Here is a 16667-nt window from a genome sequence, read left to right as displayed (position 1 = left end):
GCCCCGGTCTCCGGTCAAGCGACAAGGTCCTGGATTCCCGCTTTCGCGGGAATGACGAGAGCAAGTCAGCCGCCTTCCTTCAAGGCAATGGCGCTGATACCCGCCGCCTGCAGGCGCTGCTTCGTGCTTTCCAGGTCCGTGGCCGACTTGAACGGCCCGAGGCGCACCCGGTTATAGGTCTGCGCGCCCACCTTCACCGACTGCACGTTGGCCACGAAGCCCTGCAAGGCGAGCTTGGCTTTCAGTGCCTCGGCATCCGCGGCGCTCGGGAACGCGCCCACCTGGAGCAGGTAACCCGAGCCGCTGGCAGCGGCGGGAGCGGCCTGCGCCGGTACCGCGGTGACCGTCTGGGTGGCGGCCTTCGGCAGATTGGCCGCGGCGGCGTTAGCCTGGGCCTGCTGCTGCGCGGCAGCGGCTTGTTGCGCAGCCTGTTGCTGCGCTGCCTGCTGTTGCTGTTTCTGCTGGGCTTCCGCGCTCGCCTGCGCACGGATCTCCGCGTCGGGGATGCGCACCTCTTTCTCGGAAAGCACCGAATAGAAGTCGTACGACGGCTTCTTCGGTTTCTCGGCCTCGGTCTGGTCGACCACGCCCGGATCGCTGCCCTTTTGCGCGGTGGCCTGCGGATTCGGCTCCGGACCGTCGTGCTGGCGCATCATCGGCATCCACGTGCCGCGCATGGCGAAGGCCATGAGCATGGCGCCGGCGAGAATGCCGATCAGCGCCCAGCCCCAGCCCGGCATGCCGCTCGAACCGTTGCGGACGGCCTGGCGGCCTTTGCCTTTCTTGCGAGTTGCCATTTACATGCTCTCCGGGGCGGATATGCCCAGCAGATCGAGACCGTTCTTCAACACCTGCTGCGTGGCGGCCACCAGGGCAAGCCGCGCATCGCGCAGGTCGGTGTCGTCGACGATCCACTTGTGCTCGTGATAGTAGCTGTGAAGCGCGCCCGCGAGCTCCCGAAGGTATTGCGCGATCAGGTGCGGTTCCAGATTGGCGGCGGCGGACTCGACCATTTCCGGGTAGCGCGAGAGCTCCACCATCAGTACCGACTCGTGCTCGGTGTCCAGGCGATCGAGCCTGGCGATGCCGTTGCCGCGATCGGTGGAAAGCCCGCGATCGGCCAGTTCGCGAAACACGCGGCAGGCGCGGGCATGCGCGTACTGAATGTAATAGACCGGGTTGTCGTTGCTCTGCGAGCGGGCGAGGTCGATGTCGAACACCAGCTGCGAGTCGGCCTTGCGCGCGATGAGGAAGTAGCGCGTGGCGTCGCGGCCAGCCTCGTCGATGAGGTCGCGAAGGGTGACGTAGGAGCCGGCGCGCTTGGAAATCTTCACTTCCTCGCCGCCGCGCATGACCGTCACCATCTGGTGCAGCACGTACTCGGGCCAGTTCGCCGGAATGCCGGCATCGAGCGCCTGCAGGCCTGCCTTCACGCGTGCCAGCGAACCGTGGTGGTCGGAACCGAGTTCCGTAATCGCACGCTCGTAGCCGCGCTGCCACTTGGTGCGGTGGTAAGCGACGTCGGGCAGGAAATAGGTGTAGGTGCCGTCGGACTTGCGCATCACGCGGTCCTTGTCGTCACCGAAATCGGTGGAGCGCAGCCACAGAGCCCCGCCTTCCTCGTAGGTGTGGCCGTGGGCAACCAACTCGCGCACGGTTTCGTCCACCTTGCCTTCCGTATAGAGCGACGACTCGAGGTAATAGACGTCGAAGCCGACGCCGAAGGCCTTGAGGTCGAGATCCTGTTCGTGGCGCAGATACGCCACGGCAAAGCGGCGAACATCGTCGAGATTGTCGGCATCGCCGCTGGCAACCACCGTCTCGCCGTCCGCTTCCACGGACTCCCGGGCAAGAAACGCACGGGCCACGTCGGCGATGTAGTCGCCGCGGTAGCCGGACTCCGGCCAGCCGGCCTCGTCGGGCGCGATGCCCTTCGCCCGGGCCTGCGTGGAAAGCGCCAGGTTGGCGATCTGGACACCGGCGTCGTTGTAGTAGAACTCGCGGAATACCTTCCAGCCTGCGGCCTCCAGCAACCGGCTGAGGCTGTCGCCGATGGCGGCAGCGCGGCCGTGGCCGACATGCAGCGGCCCCGTGGGATTGGCCGACACGAACTCGACGCCCGCCGTGCGGCCCTGGCCGTCGTTGTTGCGGCCATACCGGCCGCCCTGGCCCAGTGCCTGCTCGATTTCCGCATGGAAGGCGGCCGGGGCCAGGAAGAAGTTGATGAAGCCGGGCCCGGCAATCTCCACCTTGCCCACCATGGGGGAGGGCGGCAGGGCTTCGACAAGGTCGGTGGCGATGTCGCGCGGCTTACGGCCGGCCGCCTTGGCCATCATCATGGCGGCATTGGTGGCGAAATCGCCGTGGTCGCGGCTTCGGGTTCGCTCGATGACGAAGACCGGCGCCACGAAGTCGGACGGCAGCTTGCCGGATTCACGCAGGGCGCCGATGGCCTGCAATACCAGTTGTTTCAGCTCTTGTTTCACGGGATGCGCGAGGCGGCGATGGAACCGGCAATCCTATCAGATGGGGCCCCCGGGGCATCCCGGTGCGCATACCTCCTGCCTGTGGATAACTCTGTGGGCAATAAGGCGCCCGGTTGCAGGCGTAACGGAGGCATCGGGGTTGACACAGGGCCGTAACGACTCATGGCCTTTAAATTCAATGAATTAGGATTTGTACCTTCGTGTAAACAGGAACTGTGACGTCCAAGTGGGAAAAGCGCGCGATGTGCATAACTTCGGGCCCGACGCAATCACGGGCTGTGCGGCGACGCGTCATTCGGCTGTCATGGCTGCTTGTCATGATTCGCCCCGTGCCCGGTGTCTCCCCGGCCAACGGCACGGCGGGTCGCCTGCCCCCTCCCTCGAAGGTGACCCAAGACGGCGCGAGCGGCACTCGCGCCGTCTTTTTTTTTCAGAGCGGGACGTTCCGCTGCATGAGGCCGCGTTCGGCCAGGGATACCGGCTCGCCGTGACCGACGATCAGGTGGTCGAGCACCCGGATGTCCATGAGTGCCAGCGCGTCGATGAGGGTGCGCGTGATGTCGAGGTCGGCCGCGCTGGGCTCGGCCACGCCCGACGGGTGGTTGTGCGCGAGGATGACCGCGCTGGCGTGATGGCGGAGGCACGCGCGAACCACTTCGCGGGGATAGACGCTGGCGCCGTCGATCGTGCCGCGGAAGAGTTCCTCGTAGGCCAGCACGCGGTGGCGGGTGTCGAGGAAGAGGCAGGCGAAGACCTCGTGGCGCAGGTGCACGAGGCGGGCCCTGAGGTATTGGGCGCTGTCGCGCGGGTTGTCGATGCGCGGCAGGTCGACCAGGCCCTCGCTGAGTGCGCGGCGTGCCAGTTCCAGCGCGACCATGAGGCGGGCCCGCTTCACCGGGCCGAAGCCACTGATGGGTGGCAGTTCGCCGGCTTCGGACAGCAGGCGGCCCAGGCCCCCCGCGCGGGAGAGGATGGAGCGGGCCGTGGTGACGGCGTCGCTACCGGCGCTGCCGCTGCCCAGGAGCACCGCGAGCAATTCGGCGTCGGAAAGCGCGGACGCCCCATGCGCGTAAAGGCGTTCGCGCGGGCGCTCGTGGGTGGCCCAGCTGCGGATGGGCTGTGACCGGTACGTCGGGGGTGCGATCGGTGCTTCGCGAACGGCGGACGTGTCGTCGGGCCCGGGTTTCATCGTGATGCCTCATGTAGGTGCCGCGCATCGCACGGCGCGAGAGACAAGTTAGGGTTGGCGCAGGGCGTCTGGCGATAGAACGATTCTGAAAAACCGCCCCGAGTCGCCGGGCGGAATCCGTTAAGCTAGCGGCCCTCCCGAAGAGCGCGGATTTCGTCATGAGTCTTCGCCAGCGTCGCATCCTCATTGGCGTTACCGGAGGTATCGCCGCTTACAAGATCTGCGAGCTCGTCCGCCGCCTGCGCGACCTCGAGGCCGAGGTGCGCGTGGTGATGACCGAAGGCGCGACCCACTTCGTCACGCCCACGACCTTCCAGGCCCTCTCCGGACAACCGGTCCGCGTGAGCCTCTGGGACGAGCAGGGCGAGGCCGCCATGGGACACATCGAACTCGCCCGCTGGGCTGAGCGAGTTCTCATCGCGCCGGCAAGCGCCGACACCATCGCACGTCTGGCCCACGGCTTTGCCGACGACCTCCTTTCGACGGTGGTTCTTGCCACCGCGGCGCCGGTGTACGTCGCTCCGGCCATGAACCAGCAAATGTGGGCGAGCCTTGCGGTGCAGGCCAACGTGGGCACGCTGCGTGTCCGCGGCATCGGCGTGCTCGGCCCCGCGGACGGCGATCAGGCCTGCGGCGACATCGGCTCGGGCCGGATGCTCGAACCGCACGAACTGCGAGACATCATGGTCGCCTCGTTCGGCGACCAGCCGCTGCGCGGCCGCCGCGTGGTCGTGAGTGCCGGGCCCACCTACGAGGACATCGATCCGGTGCGCTTTATCGGCAATCGCAGCTCCGGTCGCATGGGTTTCGCCGTGGCGGGCGCGGCGCGCGACGCCGGCGCCGACGTGACGCTGGTCGCGGGCCCCGTGGCGCTGCCGACGCCACCGGGCGTGCGCCGCGTGGATGTGCGCAGCGCACGGCAGATGCACGAGGCCGTGCTGTCCGCGGCTCGCGGTGCGGACATCTACATCGGCGCCGCGGCGGTCGGCGACTACCGCCCCAGCGAAACCTCCGAGCACAAGTTGAAGAAGGCATCGGGGGCTCCCCTTCACCTCGAACTCACCGAGAACCCCGACATCATCGCCTCGCTGGCCGCAGCGGACGGGCGCCCGTTCCTGGTGGGCTTCGCCGCGGAAACGCGCGAGCTCGCCAGCTACGCGGGCGAGAAGCTGCGCAGGAAGGGCATCGACATGATCGCCGCGAACGAGGTCGGTGGCGGCAAGGGGTTCGAAGTGGCGGACAACGCGTTGCACCTCTACTGGCCGGGTGGCGACGAGTCGCTGCCCGAGATGCCGAAGACGGACCTGGCCCGCCAGCTCGTCGCGCGCATCGCCGAACGCTTCCTCTCCGGCTCCGGAACCCACCCTTGATCGACATCGAACTGAAGATCCTCGACCCGCGTCTGGGCGACAGCATTCCCCTGCCGGAACCGGCCACGGAGGGAAGCGCCGGCATGGACCTGCGCGCCGCCGTCGAGGCGCCGGTCACGCTGGCGCCCGGCGAGAGCCTGCTGGTTCCGAGCGGGATGGCCATCCATATCGGCGACCCGGCCTGGTGCGCGCTGATCGTGCCGCGCTCCGGACTGGGCCATAAACAGGGGCTCGTGATGGGCAATCTGGTGGGCGTGATCGATGCCGACTACCAGGGGCCGCTGATGATTTCCTGCTGGAATCGCGGAAACGCGAACGTGACCATCGCGCCGGGCGACCGGATTGCGCAACTATTGCTGGTACCGGTGGGCCGGGCGCGTCTGCGCGTGGTCGACGGGTTCACGCCTTCGCAGCGGGGCGAAGGGGGATTCGGTTCCACGGGTGTAGGCTGATCTCAGGGACACAAGGGGCACCATGGCTCGGAAAGAGGGAGGGGCAAGGGGGTTGTCCGGGACGGATCTGCGGCGGTTGATTCCCCTGGCGGGAGCCACGCTGCTGATCGTCGCGGGTGCCTTCTGCGCGTGGCAGGCCTGGCTGATCGCCGACGAAGGCGATGCGGCCGAACGTACGCGCACGGCGCAACGACAGGTCGTGAGGGAACTGAGCGATCTGGTGGCGGCCAAGCGCCAGCAGGTGCACCGCGCGGTGGCGGACGGCGGCCTCGCCGCGACGATCGACGACCATGCCGCGGCCGCGGCGCAGCTGCGCGCCGCGTTGCCTGCCGCCCGTGCGGTGGAGGTATACAGCGGCGGCCTCGACGAAGTGGTTCGCGCCAACTATCGCGAGTTCGGTTACGCGAAGGCCGCCCAGCTCATGGCCGTGCTCGGCAGCGACGGGGTGCCGCCCGCTTCCACGTCCGTGGACCATGGCGAGCGGCGCCTGACGATCGTCGAGCCGGTGAGCGGCAACGGTACCGTGCGGGCCTGGATCTGGCTGGAGTTTCCCTTCGACGACGTGGCCCGGCGTTTCGAGGCCGCTTCGCCCGGCGGCGGGCGCCTCGAACTGCGCCAGGGCGCCGGCAGCGACAGCCTGGCACTGCTTTTCCGCGGCGCGCGTTCGGCCGAACTCGAGCCGGAAGGGCAGCAGGTGGCCGGTACCGCCCTTTATGTCTTCGCCGCGATGCCGCGCGCATTCATCGTCATTCCGCATTCGGAAGCGCTGGCCATCCTGCTGACCCTCGTCGGCCTGGGTGGCGGCGCCTTCCTGCTGTGGTCGCGGCGCCGCCGGCCCGTCGCGCTGCCGGAGGCCGAGCCGGAGGAAGATATCCTCGTGGCCGACGTGGTACGCAAGCCGCGCCTCCCGCCCGCGCCATCCAGCACACCGCCGCCGCCCGCGCGCGCCGTTCCCGCGCGCGACACGGAAGCGGTCGATCCCTCGATCTTCCGCGCTTACGACATCCGCGGCGTGGCGGGCTCGGCGCTCACCGCCGGGGTTGCCCATCGCATCGGCCAGGCCATCGGCGCGCGCATGCGCGAGGCCGACCTCCGCGAGATTGTGGTGGGCCGCGACGGAAGGCTTTCCGGCGCGGAACTCGCCGGCGCGTTGTCGGACGGCCTGCGCGAGGCAGGCATCGACGTGATCGACCTCGGCATGGTGCCGACGCCGCTGGTGTACTTCGCGGCCTACCATTTCGGCACCGGCTGTGGCGTGTCGGTCACGGGTAGCCACAATCCGCCCGAGTACAACGGCTTCAAGATCGTCATCGGCGGCGAGACCCTGGCGGAAGACGCCATTGCCGACCTGCACCGTCGCATCGCGGAAGGACGCTTGCCCACCGATGGTGGCGGCACCTGGCGGGAACAACCGGTGCTGGACGCCTACGTGTCGCGCATTGGCGGCGACGTGGCGGCGGAGCGCCGGCTCAAGGTGGTGGTGGATGCCGGCAATGGCGTGGCCGGTGCGGTGGCGCCGCGCGTGCTGGAGGAGATCGGCTGCGAGGTCATTCCCCTTTACTGCGACGTGGACGGCCGCTTTCCCAATCACCACCCCGACCCTTCCGACCCGCACAACCTGGCCGACCTGATCGCGGCCGTGAACACCATCGGCGCCGACCTCGGTGTGGCCTTCGACGGCGACGGCGACCGGCTGGGCGTGGTGACGCAGGCCGGGGAGATCGTCTACCCGGACCGTCTGTTGATGCTCTTCGCGCAGGACGTGCTTGCGCGCAATCCCGGTGCCACCGTCATCTACGACGTCAAATGCACGGGCCACCTTCGACCGGTGATCCAGGAGGCCGCCGGCGTGCCGCTGATGTGGCGGACCGGTCACTCCCTGATCAAGGCGAAGATGCGCGAAACGGGCGCGGCGCTGGCGGGTGAGATGAGCGGGCATTTCTTCTTTGCCGACAACAATCGCTGGTACGGCTTCGACGACGGCATCTATGCCGCGGCCCGGTTGCTGGAGATTGTCGCCGGCGATCCGGAGGAGCGCAGCGTCGGCGAGATCTTCGACGGCCTGCCGAAGAGCGTGTCCACGCCCGAACTGCGGATGCCCATGGCCGAAGGGGCGCACTTCCGGTTCATGGAGGCCTTCCGTGCCTCCGCGTCGTTCGACGACGCACGCATCGCCACCATCGACGGCATTCGGGCCGACTGGAGCGACGGCTGGGGGCTGGTCAGGGCATCCAATACGTCGCCGGCGCTGATCTTCCGCTTCGATGCGGACAGCAGCCGTTCGCTGGAGCGCATCAAGCAGGCGTTCCGGCAACGCCTGCTCGCGGTGGACAGGAACCTGGCGCTGCCGTTCTAGGCAGCGCCGCGATGGCGGTTCTCCAGGGGTGCCTGCCGCTTAACGCCCGGAGTTCGCGGAGGCTGCCTTCAGCGCACGATAGTGCCGCAGTTGCGCGTCGGTGTTGAGCCGGGCGGTTTCCTTCGCCGCCTGCTGTCGCGCCAGCGTGTCACGCAGGGCGGACACCGTGGCACGCTGTTCGGCGATGCGCTCGGTGAGGAAGGGCGGGACGGGCTGCTTGGCCCGCTCCAGGTCGCCCGCGCGACTGAGCAGGTCGGCCAGGGCTTTCTCCTGCCCCTGGAGGTTCAGCCGCGTTGTCCTTGCCGCCTGCTCGAAGTTGTCCAGTTCGGCGTTCTTGGCGGCCGCGAACGCGGCTTCGGTCGGGTAGGCATTGAGCATCTGCGCATCCTCGCGCGCCTGCTGTTGCCGGGCCTGCTCCTCGGCCGCCTTCTGGTCGGCGATCTTCTTCGCGGCCGCGCGTTCCTCGGTGGTCAGCTGCCTGTCGACATGACGCACCACCATGCCCTGGGCATTGACCACGTCGTAGCCGGCCTTCAGCGCTTCCGCGGTGAGGCTGTCGCTGAAATACGACTGGCCTGAAGCATCCTTCCAGCGGTAACGGTAGGCGTTGTTGTTCTTCTGGTCGGCGAACGCCGCCGTGCCGATGCACAGGGCCGCCCCCACCAGGATGTACCGCGCTGCTCGCATGCTTTCCCCCTCCTGTGTTGCGGAGTATAGCCAGCGTGCGTGCATGTATTGTGCCCGGCCGGCAAGCACCGCCGGGCACGTGACGCAGTCGCCGTTTTCGTCAGGCCTTCACGCCGTATTGCTCGCGGTAGGCGAGCAGGCGTCCGTGTTCCGCGGCGAGCTCGGGCCGCTCGCCTGCGTAGGACAGCACGTCGGCCAGGCTGGCGATGGCGATGACCGGAATGCCGAACTGCGCCGACACTTCCTGGGCCGCCGAAAGCTCGCCTTGGCCGCGCTCCTGCCGATCGAGCGCGATCAGCACGCCGGCCGGTTCGGCGCCCTGGGCGCGAATGAGTTCCAGGGACTCCCGCACGGCGGTGCCGGCGGTCATCACGTCGTCGACGATCAGCACCCGGCCGCGCAGCGGGGCGCCGACCAGGGTGCCGCCCTCGCCGTGGTCCTTGGCTTCCTTGCGGTTGTAGGCCCAGGGAACGTCACGGCCTTCGACGTCGGCCAGCGCGATGGCCGTGGCCGCGGCCAGGGCGATGCCCTTGTAGGCGGGGCCGAACAGCATGTCGAACGGCACGCCCGAACGCACGGCCGCCGCAGCATAGGAACGTCCCAGCCGCGCGAGTGCCGCGCCGGAGTCGATGCGTCCCATGTTGAAGAAATAGGGACTGCTCCGCCCCGATTTCAGGGTGAATTCGCCGAAGCGGAGAACGTCGCGGGCTAGGGTGAGTTCGATGAATTCGCGCTGGTAGTCGTGCACGGCGGTCTCTTCAGAAAGGCGTAGGGGAAAGCGGGCGCCAGAGCACATGCTGCGGACCCGCGCTGCCGCCATGGTACAACCCGTCGCTCTCGCGATAGCCGGCACGGCGATAGGCCCGCACCGCGTTCGCGTTGCGGACGTTCACGGTCAACAGGATCCGTTCCCGGTCCGGGTGTCGCTCCGCCACGTATCGGCGAATGGCTTCCAGCGCCGCCAGGCCCAGCCCGCGGCCCTGCTTCGACGCGTCGATCAGGAAACTGCGCAGCGCCACCGCCCCCTCGGCCAGTGGGTGGTCGCCGAGGGCCGAGGCGTGCCGGTCGATGCGCACATAACCGAAGACCTCGGCGTCGTGCAGAAGGGCCAGCGCCTCGCTGTCGCGGCAGACGGCCACGTCGGCCAGCGAATCCGCCACGCGGCCGACGAAGGGCAATTGCTCGGGATGCACGGCCAACGCCAGCACCGCGGGGCGCAGCGTGTCGTCGACCGGTTGGACTTCGATGATCGGATTCACGAGGGCTATTGTGTCGGAGCGCGGCCATCCGGCGCGAGCGGGTTATGATGCGCGGATCGTCGAACGCCATCGAAGGCCCCATGCGCATCATTTCCCTGAACGCCAACGGCATCCGCTCGGCCGCCAACAAGGGCGTGTTCGAATGGCTGCGCAAGCAGGACGCCGACATCGTCTGCCTGCAGGAGACGAAGTCCCAGGAGTCGCAACTCGTCGATCCCATGTTTCGCCCCGACGGCCATCATTGCTTCTATCACGATGCCCGCAGCAAGAAAGGCTACAGCGGCGTGGCGATCTATTCCAAGCGCGAACCGGACGAAGTGCGCGTGTCGCTGGGTCGCGAGGACTTCGACTGCGAGGGTCGCTACATCGAAGCGCGTTACGGCAACCTCAGTGTCGTCTCGTTCTATATCCCATCGGGCTCGTCGGGCGACGAACGGCAGCAGTACAAGTTCCGCATCATGGAGTGGTTGACGCCGATCCTGCGCGAATGGGCCGCGAGCGGACGCGACTACGTGTTGTGTGGCGACTGGAACATCGTGCACACGAAGAACGACATCAAGAACTGGACCTCGAACCAGAAGAATTCAGGCTGCCTGCCCGAGGAACGGGCGTGGCTGGACCTGCTGTTCAAGGAGATCGGCTGGGTGGACAGCTTCCGCGCCATCAAGCCCGATGCCGTCGAGTACACCTGGTGGTCGAACCGCGGCCAGGCGCGTGCGAACAACGTGGGATGGCGCATCGACTATCAGATCGTCACGCCGGGCCTGCGTGATCGCCTTCGCGATTGTTCCATCTATCGCGACGAACGCTTTTCCGACCATGCGCCGTTCACCGTCGACTACGCCGACTGATCGATGAGCGAAGCCGTTCGTTACAAGGGCTTGCGCGGCGTATACGCCGCCTTCGCGCAGCCGGGCGCGGTGATCATGCTGTTCTTCGGCCTGGCCTCCGGCCTGCCGTTCCTGCTGGTGGGCAACACGCTTTCCGCATGGCTGAAGGAAGCGGGCGTCGACTATGGGGCGATCGGCATCGCCAGCTACGTCACCTTCGCCTACAACTTCAAGTTCGTCTGGGCGCCCCTCGTCGACAAGTTCCGGCTGCCGTTGTTCGGCCGCCTGGGCCTGCGCCGGGGGTGGCTCATGTTCGCGCTGCTGCTGCTCGGTGCCGGCCTGCTGGGCATGGCGGCGATGCCGCCGGAAGCCTCGCTTCCCCGGTTCATGGCGGTGACCTTCGTGGCCGCCCTGGCGGGCGCCACGATCGACATCGTCGTGGACGCCTATCGCGTCGAGATCGCGCCGCAGGAAGCGCAGGGTGCGCTCGCTGCCACTTACACCCTCGGCTATCGCTTCGGGCTCATCGCCGGTGGCGCGGGCATCCTCATCGTTGCCGACGTGTTCGGTTGGCAGGGCGGCTACGTCACCATCTGCGCGCTTCTGGCCATCCCCATCGTTACCGTGCTGGTGGCGCGCGAACCCGAGCACAGGGTTCGCGAGCGCCTGCCATGGCGGCAGGCGGTGCAGGAAGGCTTCGTTCGGCCTTTCCAGGATTTCCTCTCTCGCTACGGGCTGGCGCTTTCGCTCGGCCTGCTCCTGTTCGTGGCCCTGTTCCGGCTGCCCGACCAGATGCTCGGGGTGATGGCGTATCCCTTCTACCTCGACACGGGTTTCAGCAAGACGCAGATCGCCGAGGTGTCGAAGGTCTATGGCGTGATCGTCGGCATCGTCGGCGCATTGCTGGGCGGCTGGGCCGTCACCCGTTTCGAGATGCGCCGGCTCTTGGCGGTGTCCGCCATCGGCGTGGCGTTGTCGAACATGCTCTACCTGATCATGGCGATGAACCCCGGGCAGACCTGGGCCTTCGTCGCCACGCTCTCCGGCGACAACTTCGCCCAGGGGTTCGCCGGGCCGGTGCTGGTGGCCTTCATGTCGGGCCTGGTCAACCGCAGCTTCACCGCCACGCAGTACGCCTTGTTGAGTGCGCTGGCCAACCTGCCCGGCAAGTTGCTTGGTGGTTTCTCCGGCTTCCTCGTGAAGGAAGCCGGGTACCCGTCGCTGTTCGTGCTGAGCACGGTGTCCATCGTGCCCACCCTGGTGGTGCTGGCCGTGCTCTGGCGGCGCATGCCCCGGCCTGTCGATTCCCTCACGGAATGAGCGGCGCGGTGGGGTAGGCCGGACGGACGATCTTCGCAATGGGCCAAAACTGTGTAAGATCGCCGCCACAGGGGGCATGCGCGAGGAGGTCACGCACGTGCCGGATATCGTGGTGAGACACATCGACGAGCAGATGGCCGAGCGTATCAAGTCGCTCGCGCGCGAACGCCGCTGGTCGATCAATGAGGTGATCCTGCACGCGTTGCGCTATGGGCTCGGACTGAGTCCTGGCGACGTGTTCAACGAGCTTTTGCTCGAACCCGGCGACATCGCGCACCTTACGGGTGCGTGGGACGCCGAGGAGCAGGCGGCCTTCCAGGAAGCCTTGTCCGCACTGGCCCAGGCGTCGCCTTCGACGCTCGCCGACGCGTCGCTGCGTCCCGCAAAAACTTCCGAAACCTTCTGATCCCCTGTGGGAGCCGCTTCAGCGGCGATCCCGTGGCAGCGGGCAATCTTGCCGCCAGCACTCATCGCCGCTGAAGCGGCTCCCACAGGAAGCGCCGATCAAGATGACGGCGCGGCGTACATCGCACCGAGCAGCCGCAATCCGTTGGCGCCGGTGACCGCGGGCAGGTTTCCCGGCTCGCCACGCAGCCGGCGGTAGGCCAGCCATGCAAAGGCCATGGCCTCCATGCCGTCGGGATCGATACCGAACGCCGAACTGACATGCAGCGGGCGTCCTTCCAGACGGCTGGCGATCGCCTGCATCAACGCGGTGTTGTGCACGCCACCGCCGCAAGCCACGACATCGATGGCGTCGGCCGCATGGAGCGCGATCGCGTCGGCCACCGAATGCGCGCTGAGGACCAGCAGCGTGGACTGCACGTCTTCCGGCGAAAGATCGGCCACGCGTGGGTGCATGTCGAGCCACGCCAGATGGAAGTGTTCCCGCCCCGTGCTTTTCGGGGGCGGCAGCGCGAAGTAGGGATCGTCCAGGAGCTGGGCGAGCAGTTCGTCGTCGACGTGGCCCGAGGCGGCGAAGCGCCCGTCGCGATCGAATGCTTCGCCGCGATGACGCAGACACCATGCATCCATCAAACCGTTGGCCGGGCCGGTGTCGAATCCGGTGACGTGGCCGTCGGCCGAAAGCCTCGTGACGTTGGCGATCCCGCCGAGGTTGAGCACCACGCGCGCGCCACGCTCGGGACGCAGTACCGTGGCGTGGAACGCCGGCACCAGCGGTGCGCCCTGACCACCCGCGGCGACGTCGGCACGGCGGAAGTCGGCGACGGTGTCGATACCGGTGCGCTCGGCGATCACCGAGGGATCGCCGATCTGCAAGGTGAAGGGAAGATCGCCAACGGGACGATGGCGGATCGTCTGCCCATGCGAACCGATGGCGGTGACGTCGCGCGCGGCGACCCCCGCCGTTGCGAGCACGGCCTGGGCGGCGTCGGCGAAAGCGTTGGCGACGGCCACGTCCAATCGACCGTATTCGTCCAGGTCGAGACGAACCTCGTCCTGCGCGACGGCCAGTATCCGGCGTCGCAATGCTTCGTCCCAGGGATGAGTGATGCCGGCGACGAGGGCCGGCTGGCCGTTCGCGAAACGAACCAGCGCGGCGTCGATGCCGTCCGCGCTGGTTCCCGAGATGAGGCCGAGGTAGAGGCCGTCCTTGCTGGCCGCCACGGGGTCAGTCGTTGCCGGTCTTGCCGGTGTCGACCCGGGCGAGCTTGACGTTGCTGTCCACCTGTTTCAGGCGGGCAAGCTGCGGACCCACCACTTCCTTCTTGAACTTCGCGAGCTGCGCGGCGGGCAGCGGTTCCGGCTTGGGCAGGGTGACCGTCTGTGGATCGCGCTGCACGTTGTTGACGCGGAATTCGTAATGCAGGTGCGGGCCGGTGGCGAGACCCGTCATGCCGACATAACCGATGGTGCTACCCTGGCTGACGCGCTGGCCGACGCGAAGATTGGCGAAGCGCGACATGTGGCCGTAAGCGGTGCTGATGGTGGCATTGTGCTGGATGACCACGAAGTTGCCATAGCCGTTCATCCAGCCGCGGAACTTGACGACACCGTCGCCGGCCGCGTGGATCGGCGTGCCGGACGGTGCGGCATAGTCCACGCCCTTGTGCGCGCGCATCTTGCCGAGGATCGGGTGCATGCGGCCGGCGCTGAACTGCGAGGAGATGCGCGTGAAGTCGACCGGAATACGCAGGAACGAACCGGCGAGCGGGCGGCCTTCTTCGCTGAAGTAGCCGACCTTGCCGTCGCTGTTCTTGAATCGGTACGCGGTATAGCGCTTGCCCTGGTTCACGAACTCGGCGGCAACGATGTCGCCCTCGCGCAGGAACGCGCCGTCGCTGTAGACGTCGTCATAGACGACGGTGAAGCTGTCGCCGACACGGAGGTCCTGCACGAAGTCGATGTCGTACTTGAAGACGTCGGCGAGCTTCAACACCATGGCGTTGCTCATGCCGGCTTTCGATGCCGCGCCGAACAGCGAGCTGTCGATCTCGCCATGGGCGATGTGTTCGCGCCGCTGCACGTCGCGCTTCTGCACCGTGAGCTGCGGGGAGGCGCCGTCGAGACGCAGCGTGGCGATGCTGGCTTCGTCCTGGTCGAAGCGTACGCCCTTGAGAGTGTGGTCGCCGCCGATGAGGAACTGGAATTCCTGACCGGGATTGATGCGATGGAAAGCCTTGCTGCCGCCGGCGCCGTCGATGACGCGCTGGAGGTCGGTCATCGAGAGGCCTTGCGCGAGGAAGATGTCGGCGAGCGTCTGGCCGGGCTGCACCTGCACCGACTGCCATTCCTCGACGGGAACGATGGGCTTCACGCTGCTGGGGTCGATCTTCGGAACGGCGAGCGGAACCACGGCGTGGATCGTCGGGGTGGCGGCGATCACGGATTCCTTCTTCATGGCGCCGGCCCATGCGGGGATGACGAGCGCGGAAAGAATGACGAGGAGGAAGGCGGTGCCGGCAAGGATCCAGCGTTCACGGCTCCAGCTCAGGGGTTCGGCCGAGGCGTTGCGACTGAAGGACCAGTGGGCGCGGGTGTCGTAGAAGTGCGAATGACGGCGCTGCGCCTTGCGCCGGATGGCCTGCTTGCGGGCGCTGTGCGCGCCTCTGTTCTGAACACTCATCGTCTTTCTTGTACCCGCTCGCCCCGTGTTGTCGCGTACCATAACGGCCCTGTGCAAACGACGTCAACGCCTTTCCCATCAAGGCTTTGCATCTGTTCTTGCGGTTAACGCACAATTAACTCCACGGCCTTTTCACATACATTCGTGAAGGTCGGAAGATCCTATCCATAGAGAGAGAACATGAACGAGCTGGAGCACGCCCTCGCGTCGATCGCCCGCGGGGCGGACGAGATCATCAAGAAGGAAGACCTCGAGGGGCGCCTCAAGCTCGGCCGGCCGCTGCGCATCAAGGCGGGCTTCGATCCCACGGCGCCGGATCTCCACCTGGGCCACACCGTGTTGCTCAACAAGATGCGGCAGTTCCAGGACCTGGGCCACCAGGTCATCTTCCTGATCGGCGACTTCACCGGGATGATCGGCGACCCCACGGGCAAGAACGTCACCCGCAAGCCGCTCACCCGCGAGGATGTGCTGGCGAACGCGGAAACCTACGCCGAGCAGGTCTACAAGGTGCTCGACCGGGAAAAGACGGAACTGCGCTTCAATTCCGAGTGGTTCGGCAAGATGGGTGCCGCCGACATGATCCGCCTGGCCGCGCAGCACACGGTGGCCCGCATGCTCGAGCGCGACGATTTCGCCAAGCGGTACAAGGCCGAGCAGCCCATCGCCATCCATGAATTCCTCTACCCGCTGGTGCAGGGGTACGACTCCGTGGCGCTCAAGTGCGACGTGGAACTCGGCGGCACCGACCAGAAATTCAACCTGCTGATGGGCCGGGCCCTGCAGGAGCACCACGGCCAGCCGCCGCAGATCGTGCTGACCATGCCGCTGCTCGAGGGCCTGGACGGCGTCAACAAGATGTCCAAGTCGCTGGGCAACTACATCGGCATCAACGAACCGGCCATCGACATCGTGACGAAGACGATGAAGATCGGCGACGACCTCATGTGGCGCTGGTTCGAGCTGCTGAGCTTCGAGGTGTCGCTGGACGAGCTGGCCCGCATGAAAGCCGACATCGCGTCGGGTGCGCTCAACCCCCGCGATGCGAAGCTGCGCCTGGCCCGCGAACTCGCCACTCGCTTCCACGACGCCGCGGCGGCCGAGCAGGCCATCGCCGGCTGGCACGCGGTGGTGCGCGGGGAAGGGGACACGTCGCTCCTTCCGTTGACCGACATCCCGGCGCCCGCGGAAGGCTTTCGCCTGGCGGCGCTTCTGACCGCTGCGGGCGTCACACCCAGCAATTCCGAGGCGAATCGAAAGCTCAAGGAGCGCGCGGTGCGTATCGACGGCGACGTGGTGGAAGACGCTTCGCGGGTGTTCACCGCCGGATTCGAAGGCGTGCTCCAGGTGGGCAAGCGAAATTTCGCGCGCATCCGCCTGATTTAACGCGGGTTTCAAAAAAAGTTCACAAAAGGTCTTGCGGCATTCTTAGGAATCCGTATTATTCGCCTCCCCGCAGCGGCCCACGTCGAAAGACGAACGCTACGGCAGCTATATCGGCATCGTCAGCCACCTCGAAAAAAAGCATCACGAGGGTGTTGACGGACAGGAAAAACGATATAGAATGGGCGGCTCACCTCGGGACGAAATGTTCAGAGGGTGATCTCGGAAGAGGTCGCAAGTGATTGAT

General features: G+C 66.9%; 15 protein-coding genes. 7 read left to right on the top strand and 8 right to left on the bottom strand.

Annotated features, from left to right (window positions below; genetic code table 11):
* Nucleotides 1–65 precede the first annotated feature (65 nt).
* The 3 genes from HBF26_RS15610 to radC form a co-directional block, all read right to left on the bottom strand.
* A complete protein-coding gene (locus tag HBF26_RS15610; protein ID WP_167128515.1) occupies nucleotides 66–797 on the bottom strand; it encodes an SPOR domain-containing protein in 732 nt (243 codons plus the stop codon).
* Complete coding sequence (argS, locus tag HBF26_RS15605) at nucleotides 798–2486, bottom strand: arginine--tRNA ligase (RefSeq protein WP_167128512.1); 1689 nt, start codon at nucleotides 2484–2486, stop codon at nucleotides 798–800.
* A gap of 430 nt (nucleotides 2487–2916) precedes the next feature.
* On the bottom strand, nucleotides 2917–3675 hold the full coding sequence (radC, locus tag HBF26_RS15600) for a RadC family protein (protein WP_167128511.1): 759 nt from the start codon (nucleotides 3673–3675) through the stop codon (nucleotides 2917–2919).
* Between the two features lie 158 nt (nucleotides 3676–3833).
* On the opposite strand from radC, the gene coaBC reads away from it, so the two are divergent.
* From coaBC to HBF26_RS15585, 3 genes are read left to right on the top strand one after another with little or no spacing between them, the layout of a single operon-like run.
* A complete protein-coding gene (gene coaBC, locus HBF26_RS15595; protein WP_167128508.1) occupies nucleotides 3834–5045 on the top strand; it encodes a bifunctional phosphopantothenoylcysteine decarboxylase/phosphopantothenate--cysteine ligase CoaBC in 1212 nt (403 codons plus the stop codon).
* Nucleotides 5042–5497, top strand: coding sequence for a dUTP diphosphatase (gene dut, locus HBF26_RS15590; RefSeq protein WP_167030047.1), 456 nt, complete (start codon nucleotides 5042–5044; stop codon nucleotides 5495–5497). The genes coaBC and dut overlap by 4 nt, the downstream gene beginning before the upstream one ends.
* A 22-nt stretch (nucleotides 5498–5519) precedes the next feature.
* Nucleotides 5520–7853, top strand: a complete 2334-nt coding sequence (locus HBF26_RS15585; RefSeq protein WP_167128506.1) for a phosphomannomutase/phosphoglucomutase — start codon at nucleotides 5520–5522, stop codon at nucleotides 7851–7853.
* 39 nt (nucleotides 7854–7892) lie between these two features.
* On the opposite strand, the gene HBF26_RS15580 is transcribed toward HBF26_RS15585, so the two are convergent.
* The 3 genes from HBF26_RS15580 to HBF26_RS15570 form a co-directional block, all read right to left on the bottom strand.
* A complete protein-coding gene (locus tag HBF26_RS15580) occupies nucleotides 7893–8540 on the bottom strand; it encodes a DUF4124 domain-containing protein (RefSeq protein ID WP_167128503.1) in 648 nt (215 codons plus the stop codon).
* Nucleotides 8541–8640: 100 nt separating this feature from the next.
* Complete coding sequence (pyrE, locus tag HBF26_RS15575) at nucleotides 8641–9288, bottom strand: orotate phosphoribosyltransferase (RefSeq protein WP_167030053.1); 648 nt, start codon at nucleotides 9286–9288, stop codon at nucleotides 8641–8643.
* A gap of 10 nt (nucleotides 9289–9298) precedes the next feature.
* Complete coding sequence (locus tag HBF26_RS15570; protein WP_167128500.1) at nucleotides 9299–9799, bottom strand: GNAT family N-acetyltransferase; 501 nt, start codon at nucleotides 9797–9799, stop codon at nucleotides 9299–9301.
* Between the two features lie 80 nt (nucleotides 9800–9879).
* On the opposite strand from HBF26_RS15570, the gene HBF26_RS15565 reads away from it, so the two are divergent.
* From HBF26_RS15565 to HBF26_RS15555, 3 genes are all read left to right on the top strand, one after another.
* Nucleotides 9880–10650, top strand: coding sequence for an exodeoxyribonuclease III (locus tag HBF26_RS15565; protein ID WP_167128497.1), 771 nt, complete (start codon nucleotides 9880–9882; stop codon nucleotides 10648–10650).
* Nucleotides 10651–10653: 3 nt separating this feature from the next.
* Nucleotides 10654–11949 (top strand): AmpG family muropeptide MFS transporter, encoded by a 1296-nt coding sequence (locus HBF26_RS15560; RefSeq protein ID WP_167128494.1) that lies wholly within the window; start codon nucleotides 10654–10656, stop codon nucleotides 11947–11949.
* Nucleotides 11950–12025: 76 nt separating this feature from the next.
* Complete coding sequence (locus tag HBF26_RS15555) at nucleotides 12026–12355, top strand: ribbon-helix-helix protein, CopG family (RefSeq protein ID WP_193569933.1); 330 nt, start codon at nucleotides 12026–12028, stop codon at nucleotides 12353–12355.
* A 98-nt stretch (nucleotides 12356–12453) separates the two neighbouring features.
* On the opposite strand, the gene HBF26_RS15550 is transcribed toward HBF26_RS15555, so the two are convergent.
* Both HBF26_RS15550 and HBF26_RS15545 read right to left on the bottom strand, forming a co-directional pair.
* Nucleotides 12454–13578 (bottom strand): anhydro-N-acetylmuramic acid kinase, encoded by a 1125-nt coding sequence (locus tag HBF26_RS15550; protein WP_167128491.1) that lies wholly within the window; start codon nucleotides 13576–13578, stop codon nucleotides 12454–12456.
* A 4-nt stretch (nucleotides 13579–13582) separates the two neighbouring features.
* Nucleotides 13583–15037: an OapA family protein gene (locus HBF26_RS15545; RefSeq protein WP_167128488.1), complete on the bottom strand. Its 1455-nt coding sequence runs from the start codon at nucleotides 15035–15037 to the stop codon at nucleotides 13583–13585.
* Nucleotides 15038–15217: 180 nt separating this feature from the next.
* On the opposite strand from HBF26_RS15545, the gene tyrS reads away from it, so the two are divergent.
* Entirely contained in the window at nucleotides 15218–16423 is a 1206-nt protein-coding gene (gene tyrS / locus HBF26_RS15540; RefSeq protein WP_167128485.1) for a tyrosine--tRNA ligase, read from the top strand.
* Nucleotides 16424–16667 lie beyond the last annotated feature (244 nt).

Source organism: Luteibacter jiangsuensis, assembly GCF_011742555.1.
GTDB classification, from domain to species: Bacteria; Pseudomonadota; Gammaproteobacteria; order Xanthomonadales; family Rhodanobacteraceae; genus Luteibacter; species Luteibacter jiangsuensis.
The sequence above is the reverse complement of the archived record's forward strand: the minus strand, read 5'-3'. Positions and strand labels throughout refer to the sequence as shown.

Coding starts and splice junctions, on each gene's coding strand:
- HBF26_RS15545 (WP_167128488.1), bottom strand. CDS start 15,037: ATGAGTGTTCAGAACAGAGGCGCGCACAGCGCCCGCAAGCAGGCCATC.
- HBF26_RS15610 (WP_167128515.1), bottom strand. CDS start 797: ATGGCAACTCGCAAGAAAGGCAAAGGCCGCCAGGCCGTCCGCAACGGT.
- radC (WP_167128511.1), bottom strand. CDS start 3,675: ATGAAACCCGGGCCCGACGACACGTCCGCCGTTCGCGAAGCACCGATC.
- HBF26_RS15565 (WP_167128497.1), top strand. CDS start 9,880: ATGCGCATCATTTCCCTGAACGCCAACGGCATCCGCTCGGCCGCCAAC.
- HBF26_RS15555 (WP_193569933.1), top strand. CDS start 12,026: ATGCGCGAGGAGGTCACGCACGTGCCGGATATCGTGGTGAGACACATC.
- HBF26_RS15560 (WP_167128494.1), top strand. CDS start 10,654: ATGAGCGAAGCCGTTCGTTACAAGGGCTTGCGCGGCGTATACGCCGCC.
- HBF26_RS15585 (WP_167128506.1), top strand. CDS start 5,520: ATGGCTCGGAAAGAGGGAGGGGCAAGGGGGTTGTCCGGGACGGATCTG.
- HBF26_RS15580 (WP_167128503.1), bottom strand. CDS start 8,540: ATGCGAGCAGCGCGGTACATCCTGGTGGGGGCGGCCCTGTGCATCGGC.
- coaBC (WP_167128508.1), top strand. CDS start 3,834: ATGAGTCTTCGCCAGCGTCGCATCCTCATTGGCGTTACCGGAGGTATC.
- tyrS (WP_167128485.1), top strand. CDS start 15,218: ATGAACGAGCTGGAGCACGCCCTCGCGTCGATCGCCCGCGGGGCGGAC.